The organism is Stenotrophomonas sp. HMWF003, assembly GCF_003061285.1.
Classification (GTDB): domain Bacteria; phylum Pseudomonadota; class Gammaproteobacteria; order Xanthomonadales; family Xanthomonadaceae; genus Stenotrophomonas; species Stenotrophomonas maltophilia_AP.
In genome coordinates this window covers 15,185-24,487 of sequence record NZ_QAIW01000424.1, presented here as the reverse complement: position 1 = coordinate 24,487, position 9,303 = coordinate 15,185, and the positions used below count along the sequence as shown (strand labels likewise).

Below are 9,303 nucleotides of genomic sequence, written 5' to 3'. Positions count from 1 at the left end.
GCAGCCATCCGCGGCGTCGAAGGCGGTGGCCTGGTCGAAGACCTGCCCACCCATACCTTCCGCACCGATGACGGTGAAGTGGCACTGAAGTGCCCGACCGAAGTGGCGATCACCGACCGCCGCGAAAAAGAACTCAGTGACCTCGGCTTCATTCCGCTGGTCCACTGCAAGAATACCGACTACGCCGCGTTCTTCGGCGCCCAGTCGGCACAGAAGCCGAAGAAGTACAACACTGATTCGGCCAATGCCAATGCGATCCTGTCTGCCCAGTTGCAGTACATGTTCGCCGTCTCGCGTATCGCCCATTACCTGAAGGCGATGATGCGCGAGAAGATTGGCAGCTTCGCTTCGGCGGGCAACGTCGAGGAGTTCCTGAATCGTTGGATCTCGCAGTACGTACTGCTGGATGACAACGCCTCGCAGGAAGCCAAGGCCCAGTACCCGCTGCGCGAAGCCGCTGTGAACGTTTCGGAAGTACCGGGGAAACCCGGTGTCTACCGCGCTGTGGCCTTCATCAGGCCGCATTTCCAGCTCGATGAGCTGTCTGTTTCGTTGCGATTGGTTGCCGAATTGCCGGCAACTGCAAAAAAGTCGTAACGCATTGATGTTGCTGTAGCGCCAAGGGGCGGATGCCCTGATTGCAGCGACGTTTTTCCAAGAGGGTTAAACCCCCCTGAACCGCCGGGAGCGATCCCGGCACCCAATCTCACGGAAGACCGGAACTTAGGAGACCAGATATGCAGCACGCTTTCCTCTCTATCGACACCATCAAGGGCGAGTCCCACGACGACAAGCACAAGGATTGGATTGAAATCCAGTCCTTCTCGCAGGATCTGCTGCAGCCGCGTTCGGCCACCGCGTCGACCTCGGGTGGCACCACCGCAGCTCGTGTGAATCTGTCGCCGATCGAAATCACCAAGACGATCGATCTCGCCACCACTGCCCTGAACCAGGCGGCCAGCAATGGCACCACCTTCCCGAAGGCTCGCATTGAATTCATGCGCGCTGACAAGGACGGCAACGCGATCAATTACTACACGGTCGAGCTGCTGAACGTCCTGGTTCACCGCGTCACCACCACGGTTGATTCCGAGGGGATGCCGCAGGAAGTGATTCAGTTGAGCTTTGGTGCGATCAAGTGGACCTACCAGCAGCAGAAGCCGGAAGGCGGCGTTGGTGGCAAGGCCGTGGCGCAGTGGAGTGCAACCAAGAACATTCCGAACTACGCCGTTTGATGTAGTGTCGCTGCGATGGCGCCTTGCGCGCCATCGCAGTCTGAAATCACCAGGCAGTACATCGGGAGTGGCCAGGAACGGCCGCAGCGCGTGTTGCCCCTCTGCATGATGCAGGGACGCAGACAGACCGGAATGACCAATGAAGGGACTCGAACCCAGCTTGCTCGAGAAACTGTTCGACGATGCCCCCAAGTCCAATGGGGGAGGGCATGTGTTCAAGTCCATATCGCTGGACCAGTACAAGGAATCGATCGCCCGCGACCTGGAAGGCCTGCTCAATTCCCGTGCAGCGTTCCAGGAAGAAGACATGGCCGAATTCCCGAACTGCAAGCAATCGCTGCTCACCTACGGGCTGGCGGATTTTTCCGCGATGAGCCTGGCCAACGCCTATGACCGTGCCGCCATCTGCCGCTCGCTGGAGCAGGCCGTGGCCCGGCATGAGCGCCGTTTGAAGAACGTGGGGGTCAGCCTGGAGGTTGGCTCGCAGTTCGGTGGCGGCCTGCACTTCACCATCAACGCATTGCTCGACCTCGAGCCGGCCCGCGAGCCGGTCAGCTTCGATGCGATGTTGCAGCCGTCGACCCTGCAGTACCAGGTCAGCCGTACCCGTCGCCAGCAGGCGACCAGCTGACATGCAGGATCTGCTGCCCTATTACGAACGCGAACTGGCTTACCTGCGCCGCTACGGCCGCGAGTTCGCCGATCGCTACCCCAAGATTGCCGGTCGCCTCCAGCTCAATGCCGAAGGCAGCCAGGACCCGCATGTCGAGCGCCTGATCGAAGCCTTCGCGCTGCTCAGTGCACGCGTCTCCAAGCGCATCGAAGACGATTACCCCGAATTCACCGACGCCCTGCTGGACGTGCTGTATCCGCACTACCTGCGGCCGTTCCCGTCGTGCTCGATCGCCCATTTCGACATGGACGGAGTGTCGTCCAAGTTGAGCGCGCCGATCACCGTGGCGCGCGGCACGGCACTGCAGTCGCGCCCGGTGCGCGGTGTGTCATGCCGCTTCCGCACCGCCTTCGACGTGGTCCTTGCGCCGATCGCGGTGCAGTCCGCCGTGTACCGCGGCGTGGCCGAAGCACCGATGGCCACCAGCCTGCCGGCCGGCAGCGGCGCGCAGGTGTCGCTCAGTTTCCGCCTGATGTCCGACCAGGCCAGCTTCGACACGCTGGGCACCGACGCCCTGCGCCTGTTCCTGGACGGTGAGCCGTCGCTGCGTGCGTCGCTGCGCGATGCGCTGGCGCTCGGGGTCAAAGTGGCCTACGTGGAGGCCGACAACAGCGGCCGCTGGCGCCGCCTGGACGAGGTGCCGCTGCGCCAGGTCGGCTTCAGCGAGGACGAATCGCTGGTCGACTTCCCCGCGCGCTCTCACCCGGCCTATCGCCTGCTGACCGAGCTGTTTGCCTACCCGGAAAAGTTCGGCTTCGTCGACCTGCTGCTCAAGCCGGTTACCGCCGGCGCCAGCCGCAGCTTCACCCTGCACCTGATCCTGCAGGCCAGCGCCCCAGAGCGTGGCAACCAGCTGGTCCTGGAAGACCTGAGCGCCAGCAACGTGCGCCTGGGCTGCACTCCGATCGTCAACCTGTTCACCCAGCCCGGCGAGCCGATCCGCGTGACCCATCGCACGGTCAGCTACGCGGTGCTGGCCGATGCGCGGCGTGCGTTTGCCTATGAGGTGCACTCGATCGACTCGGTGCACCGCATCCGGCAGACGCCGCAAGGCGAAGTAATCCAGGCATTCCGCCCGTTCTACTCCCTGCATCACGGCGAAGATCCGGATCGCACCGGGCAGTACTGGGTGTCGCGCCGCGACGAGGACATCGCGCGGCAGAGCCCGGGCTTTGAAACGGAGATCAGCTTCGTCGACCTGGCCTTCAACCCGACCCTGCCGCAGACCGACACGGTCAGCCTGGAGCTGACCTGCAGCAACCGCGACCTGCCCAGCCACTTGGCCCATGGCGTGGCCGGCGGCGATCTCACCCTGGAAGGCGGCACGCCCGCGCGGGCGATCAGCCTGCTGCGCAAGCCGACCCGGCCGTTGCGCTTCCGCCAGGGCAAGAACGCCCAGTGGCGGCTGATTTCGCACCTGTCGTTGAACCAGCTGTCGCTGACCGGCAGCGGGCTGACCGCGCTGAAGGAGATGCTGCGGCTGTACGACCTGTCCGGCAACAACGTGTCGGCCCGGCAGATCGACGGCATCCTGGCATTGGAGCAGCACCCGGTCACCAGCTGGATGTCCGGCAAGCAGTTTGCTTCGGTCGTACGCGGGCTGGAGATCCGCCTGACCATCAACGAGAATCATTTCGTGGGCGCCGGCATTGCCGCGTTCGCCCAGGTGATGGATCACTTCTTTGCACTGTACGTGCATGCCAACAGTTTCACCCGGCTGGTGCTGGTCTCCAGCGACAGCGGTGAGGAGATCGTCCGATGCCCGGCGCGAAGCGGCGAATCGATCCTGGCGTAGCCCAGCAACTGCTCGCCGAACCGCACCGCTTCGAGTTCTTCCAGGCGGCGCGGTTGTTGGAGCAGGTGTTCCAGCGCCAGGGCGTGAAGGCAGGTCAGGCCGTGCCCATGCGGGTACGGTTCCGCAACCCGTTGTCGCTTGGCTTCCCGGCTACCGAGTTGAGCTCGGAATGCGTGGCGTACTCGCTCAAGGGCGACAAGCTGGAAGACGCCGCGGCGATCGACCACGCGCTGGAGCACGAAACCCTGGCCGAGGTGCACCTGACCCCGTATTTCATGGGGTTGCTGGGCACCACCGGTGCGTTGCCGCTGCATTACACCGAAACCCTGCAGATCCGTGAGCTGTACGACCGCGACCGCACGGCACGCGCGTTCCTGGATATCTTCTCCACGCGTGCGGTGTCGCTGCATTACGCGGCGTGGAAGAAGCACCGCCTGGCCCTGCAGTACGAAATCGACCGTCGCGAGCGCTTCCTGCCGTTGATCATGTCGCTGTTCGGCATGGGCATGAACGAACTGCGCGACCGGCTGGTGGACGGGCACGGCGACGTGTTCGACCAGGCCTTTGCCTACTACGCCGGCGCGGTGCGGCAACGCCCGGTGTCGGCGGCGCTGATGCAGCGGGTGCTGGCCGACTACTTCCAGGTGCCGTTGGCGCTGGAGCAGTTCGTGGGCGCCTGGTACCGGGTGCCGGCCGGGCAATCCACCCGCCTGGGCCAGGCCAACGCCACGCTCGGCGCCAGCGCGCTGGCCGGCGATCGGGTCTGGCAGCGCGACCTGCGCATGCGCCTGAGCATCGGCCCGTTGCGACGGGAGCAGTTCGATGATTTCCTGCCCGGCGGCAGTGCCGAGCAGGCGCTGGCCAAGTGGCTGTCGCTGCTGACCGGTGGCACGCTGGAATACGAAGTGCGGTTGGTGCTGCGCCAGGAAGACGTGCGCGGTGCCGGGCTGGGTGCCGGCGTCGGCGCGCGGCTGGGCTGGGACAGTTACATGTGCTCGCGTGCCGCCGATGGCCCGCGTTCGGACACCACCTACGGCATCCATACACTGCAATGAACAGGTCGGGGCAGGGCTGACCGGCCGCTGCCCTTCATCAACAGGTTTCAGCAAGGAGCGCGTTTTCCCGCATGAGCATCAATCTCAAGACCCTGATCAGCAAGCTGGACGATACCTGCCGTCTGGCCGCCGAGCGTGCCGCCAACCTGTGCATGTCGCGCGGCAACTACGAGGTTGATCTGGAACACCTGTTCCTGGCGCTGCTGGAGCAACCGCACAGCGATTTCGTGTTGATTGCCCGCCGCTGCGGCATCTCGCCCGATGCGCTGGAACGCGACCTGTCCGACGAGATCAGCCAGTTCAAGACCGGCAACGGCCGCACCCCGGTGTTCTCGCAGCACATTCCCAAGCTGTTCGAACACGCCTGGCTGATCGCCTCGCTGGATTCGGAAACCAGCCGCATCCGCAGCGGCCACCTGCTGCTGGCGCTGATGACCGAGCCGGAGCTGTCGCAGCTGGCCTACCGCGGCTCCAAGCTGTTCGTGCGCTTCAAACTGGACGAGCTCAAGCACGACTTCGCCAAGCTCACCGAGGGCTCGCAGGAAGCCACCCAGACCGTGCGCAACGCCGATGCCGGCGCAGGCGAGGGCGACCTCGGTGGCGAGACCGCCGCCGCCGTGGACGGCGGCAAGGGTGGGCTGTCGAAGACGCCCGCGCTGGACCAGTTCACCACCAACCTGACCGAGCGCGCCCGCGAAGGTCGCATCGACCCGGTGATCGGCCGTGACGGCGAGATCCGCCAGGTGATCGACATCCTGATGCGTCGCCGTCAGAACAACCCGATCCTCACCGGTGAGGCCGGCGTCGGCAAGACCGCCGTGGTGGAAGGGCTGGCCCGCCGCATCGCCGACAAGGACGTGCCCGACGTGCTGCTGGGCGTGGAACTGCATACCCTGGACATGGGCCTGCTGCAGGCCGGTGCCAGCGTCAAGGGCGAGTTCGAGAACCGCCTGAAGAACGTGATCGACGAGGTCAAGAAGAGCCCGCACCCGATCATCCTGTTCATCGACGAAGCCCACACCATGATCGGTGCCGGTGGCACCGCGGGCCAGAACGACGCGGCCAACCTGCTCAAGCCGGCGCTGGCCCGTGGCGAGCTGCGCACCATCGCGGCCACCACCTGGAGCGAGTACAAGAAGTACTTCGAGAAGGACGCCGCGTTGGCGCGTCGCTTCCAGGTGGTCAAGGTGGAAGAACCCACCGAAGCCCTGGCCGCGGCGATGCTGCGTGGCATGGTTGGCCTGATGGAAGCGCACTTCAACATCCGCGTGATGGACGAAGCCGTTACCGAGGCCGTGCGCCTGTCGCACCGTTACATCAGCGGCCGCCAGCTGCCCGACAAGGCGGTCAGCGTGCTCGACACCGCCTGCGCGAAGGTGGCGCTCGGCCAGAGCGCCACGCCCGCGATCATCGAAGACACCCGCAAGCACTTGGATCGCCTGGAGGCCGAGCTGGCCGCGCTGCAGCGCGAAACCGCCGGTGGCGCCAACCATCATGCCGAGCGTCTGGGTGAACTGCAGCAGCTGCAGGCCGATGCCCGGGCCGTGCTGGCCACCAATGAAGAGCGCCTGTCGCTGGAGCGGGCCCTGGCCGACCAGATCCGCCAGCTGCGCCAGCAGATGGAGAACGGCGGTGCCGAAGCGGCTGCCAGTGACGCAGCCCCGGCTGACGCCGTCGCCGGCGAGAAGCCCGCAGCGCGTGGCAAGAAGGGCGCCGCAGCCGCGGTGTCGCCGCAGCAGGCCGAACTCGACCGCCTGCTGGCCGAACTGCGCCAGCTGCAGGGCGATACCCCGATGGTGCCGTTGCAGGTCGATGGCGGCGTGGTGGCCGAGATCGTCTCCGCCTGGACCGGCGTGCCGTTGGGCCGGATGGTCAAGGACGAGATCCGCACGGTGCGCACGCTGGGCACCCTGCTGGTCGACCGCGTGATCGGCCAGGACCATGCGCTGGAGGCGATCGCCCAGCGCGTGCGCACCGCCACGGCGAAGCTGGAAGACCCGAACAAGCCGCGCGGTGTGTTCATGTTCGTCGGCCCGTCCGGCGTGGGCAAGACCGAAACCGCACTGGCGCTGGCCGACATCCTGTACGGCGGCGAGCGCAAGCTGATCACCATCAACATGAGCGAGTACCAGGAAGCGCACAGCGTTTCCGGCCTCAAGGGCTCGCCCCCGGGCTACGTGGGCTACGGCGAAGGTGGCGTGCTCACCGAAGCGGTCCGCCGCAACCCCTACAGCGTGGTCCTGCTGGATGAGGTGGAAAAGGCGCATCCGGACGTGCTGGAGATGTTCTTCCAGGTGTTCGACAAGGGCCAGATGGACGATGCCGAAGGCCGCGAGATCGACTTCCGCAACACGCTGATCATCCTGACCTCCAACATCGGCTCGTCGCAGATCATGCAGGCCTGCCTGAACAAGCCGGCCGAGGAAATCCCCACCGCCGAGGCACTGGGTGAAGCCCTGCGCCCGGTGTTGATGAAGAGTTTCAAGCCCGCCTTCCTGGGCCGCATGAAAGTCGTGCCGTACTTCCCGATCAACGACGACGTGCTGGCCCAGATCATCGCGCTCAAGCTCGGCCGCATCCGCGACCGTGTGGCGGGCAACCACAAGGCCACGTTCTTGTGGGACGACAGCCTGGTCGAGGCCGTGCTGTCGCGTTGCACCGAGGTGGATTCCGGTGCACGCAATGTTGATCACATCCTCAACGGTACGCTGCTGCCGGAGGTCGCGGAAAGCGTCCTGGCGGCCATGGCCGAGGGGAACCGGATCAACACCATCAAGGTGACCGCAGGGAAGAACGGCGCCTTCAAATACAAGCTGTCCTGATTGTCGACTGGAAAGGAGATACGAATATGGATTTCTACGGATTCAACCGCGCCAAGGCCATTGCCAACTGTGGCAGCCTCGAACTGGGCCTGGCCCGCGACACCAACAACGTGCGCGCCTGGAACCGCCTGCGCCCGGAGCACATCGTCGAGCTGCTGCACGGTGCCGCCGCCGATGCCCGCCAGGATGCCCGCAACCTGGCTGCACAGATCAGCCGTGGCGCCTGGCGCATCCAGACCCACGCACCCGCGCAGGGCAAGGCCAACCAGCTGGTCAGCAATGCCCGTGAAGTCTCGGTCACCGCTGGCGGCCGCGACTACCGCCTGCTGCTGAACGAAGGTGCCAAGCTGCAGCTGGAACGTATTACGCAGTCGGCCTGATAGAGGCCGCCCGGAGCGTCTGCCGCACAGGAGTGTGGCAGGCGCTTAGGGGTGACACACCGCCTTTAAAGTGTGATTTGGCTCGCAAAATGTGACGCATGTGGCGCGATGCCCGCCCGGGTTCCAGCTCGGGCGAACCGCGTGGTGCTTGCGCTGATTTATGCTGACGATGGATCGTCCCAGTCGAATTCACTGGGCTAAGAATGCGGGGAAGCGTCATGGATTCCGTAACCAAGATACTCGCCGCGCTTGCGGCACCGGGGCAGGCACAGCGCCTGCTGCAGCTGCGCACCTCGCTGGGGAGCGACGTGCTGGTGGCCGAGTCACTCAATGGCGTCGAGCAGATCGACGGCATTGGCTTCGTGTTCGATGTGATCGCGTTGTCGGCCGATGCCAACCTGTCGCTGGACGGCCTGCTGGGCCAACCGGCCGTGCTGCAGATGCAGGCGGTCGGCAGCGCACGCCCGTTCCACGGCCGGATCACCGCCGCCGAACGCATCGGCAGCAATGGCGGTCTGGCGCGGTATCGCCTGCGCCTGCAGCCGTGGCTGGCGTTCCTGGGGCAGCGCGTGGACAGCTACGTATTCCATGACGCCAGCGTGGTCGACATCGTCGAGAACGTGTTTGCCGACTACAGCGGCCTGGTACCGGCCTGGCGCTGGGACCTCACCGACCGCAGCCTCTACGCCAGGCGCAGCCTGACCACGCAGTACCAGGAAACCGACCTGGCCTTCGTGCAGCGCCTGCTGGCCGAAGAGGGCATCTATTACTGGTTCGAGCACGCAGGCGACCCGGGCAGCGAGTCGTTTGGCGCCCATACCCTGGTGCTGGCCGACAACCACCACGGGGCCAAGGACCTGGGCACCGTGCGCTTCCACCGTGGCGATGTGACCGAGCGCGATGACAGCGTGCAGCAGTGGTCGACCGCGCGCCGCTGGTGCACCACCAAGGTCTCCCGGCATACCTGGGATCACCGCACGCTGGAGCTGCGCCAGGCCAGCGCAGAAGCACAGACCGCGCACGAGGCGACCGGCGAAGATGCCGACACCTGCGGCCCGTACGGCTGGCAGGACAACGCGCGTGGCCAGCGCCGCGCCCAACAGCATCTGGACGCACTGCGTGTTCGGGCGCATACGATCGACGGGCAGGGAAAATGGCGGCAGTTGACGCCAGGCGCACAGTTCCAGCTGGTGCAGCACCCGGGTGTGGACGCGGGCACTGCGTTCCTGTGCCTGTCGGTGCAGCATCAAGCGCGCAACAACTTCGAGGCCGATGTGTTCGACGCACTGGAGCAGCAGCTTGGGCCGGCCGCGCAGGCGCCGCTCAGCCTGCCTGGCGCGTTG

Annotated in this window: 8 protein-coding genes; all 8 read left to right on the top strand. The window is 65.4% G+C overall.

Annotation, left to right across the window (positions count from 1 at the left end; all coding sequences use genetic code 11):
* A partial coding sequence (gene tssC / locus DBR34_RS18250; RefSeq protein ID WP_128097833.1) for a type VI secretion system contractile sheath large subunit occupies positions 1-597 on the top strand: 597 nt, incomplete at its 5' end.
* Between the two features lie 140 nt (positions 598-737).
* Positions 738-1,235, top strand: a complete 498-nt coding sequence (locus DBR34_RS18245) for a type VI secretion system tube protein Hcp (RefSeq protein WP_038687991.1) — start codon at positions 738-740, stop codon at positions 1,233-1,235.
* A 139-nt stretch (positions 1,236-1,374) separates the two neighbouring features.
* Positions 1,375-1,866, top strand: coding sequence for a type VI secretion system baseplate subunit TssE (tssE, locus tag DBR34_RS18240; RefSeq protein WP_128097832.1), 492 nt, complete (start codon positions 1,375-1,377; stop codon positions 1,864-1,866).
* A 1-nt stretch (position 1,867) separates the two neighbouring features.
* Positions 1,868-3,703 carry a type VI secretion system baseplate subunit TssF gene (gene tssF / locus DBR34_RS18235; RefSeq protein ID WP_128097831.1) on the top strand — a complete coding sequence of 612 codons (1,836 nt, stop codon included), beginning with the start codon at positions 1,868-1,870 and terminating at the stop codon, positions 3,701-3,703.
* Entirely contained in the window at positions 3,667-4,758 is a 1,092-nt protein-coding gene (gene tssG, locus DBR34_RS18230) for a type VI secretion system baseplate subunit TssG (RefSeq protein WP_128097830.1), read from the top strand. Before tssF ends, tssG begins: the two co-directional genes overlap by 37 nt.
* A gap of 71 nt (positions 4,759-4,829) precedes the next feature.
* The gene (gene tssH, locus DBR34_RS18225; RefSeq protein ID WP_128097829.1) at positions 4,830-7,580 is read left to right on the top strand and encodes a type VI secretion system ATPase TssH; all 2,751 of its coding nucleotides are present in this window, start codon (positions 4,830-4,832) and stop codon (positions 7,578-7,580) included.
* A gap of 26 nt (positions 7,581-7,606) precedes the next feature.
* A complete protein-coding gene (locus DBR34_RS18220) occupies positions 7,607-7,960 on the top strand; it encodes a hypothetical protein (RefSeq protein WP_038688001.1) in 354 nt (117 codons plus the stop codon).
* 218 nt (positions 7,961-8,178) lie between these two features.
* On the top strand, positions 8,179-9,303 hold a 1,125-nt coding region (locus DBR34_RS23910), incomplete at its 3' end, for a type VI secretion system Vgr family protein (RefSeq protein ID WP_258224105.1).

Coding starts and splice junctions, on each gene's coding strand:
- tssF (WP_128097831.1), top strand. CDS start 1,868: ATGCAGGATCTGCTGCCCTATTACGAACGCGAACTGGCTTACCTGCGC.
- tssG (WP_128097830.1), top strand. CDS start 3,667: ATGCCCGGCGCGAAGCGGCGAATCGATCCTGGCGTAGCCCAGCAACTG.
- tssE (WP_128097832.1), top strand. CDS start 1,375: ATGAAGGGACTCGAACCCAGCTTGCTCGAGAAACTGTTCGACGATGCC.
- DBR34_RS18245 (WP_038687991.1), top strand. CDS start 738: ATGCAGCACGCTTTCCTCTCTATCGACACCATCAAGGGCGAGTCCCAC.
- tssH (WP_128097829.1), top strand. CDS start 4,830: ATGAGCATCAATCTCAAGACCCTGATCAGCAAGCTGGACGATACCTGC.
- DBR34_RS18220 (WP_038688001.1), top strand. CDS start 7,607: ATGGATTTCTACGGATTCAACCGCGCCAAGGCCATTGCCAACTGTGGC.